Here is a 339-nt window from a genome sequence, read left to right on the forward strand (position 1 = left end):
TGGGATCCCCCACACTACCATCGGCGATGGCGCTTTTCACTGCTGAGTTCGGGATGGGATCAGGTGGTTCAACGCCTCTATGATCGTCAAGCAATTCGGTTTGCGTATCGTTCTGGTATGAGCTTTTTTGCTCTGTTAACCAAAACACGCGAATACGTTGCTTGGATCTTTAACAATTCATTTTGAAATAACGTGGATCAAGGTTAAACCGGATCGTAATCTATGTGTCTTTTAGCTGTTGTCAGCTAAAAACTACTTTGGTGTTATATGGTCAAGCCTCACGAGCAATTAGTATTGGTTAGCTCAATGCCTCACAGCACTTACACACCCAACCTATCA

The 339-nt window shown here is 44.0% G+C and carries 1 rRNA gene; it reads right to left on the minus strand.

Annotation, left to right across the window (positions count from 1 at the left end):
• Positions 1 to 91, minus strand: a 5S ribosomal RNA gene (gene rrf, locus OA79_RS17865); the annotation flags it as partial.
• Positions 92 to 339: the final 248 nt, after the last annotated feature.

The organism is Marinomonas sp. TW1, assembly GCF_001625355.1.
Classification (GTDB): Bacteria; Pseudomonadota; Gammaproteobacteria; order Pseudomonadales; family Marinomonadaceae; genus Marinomonas.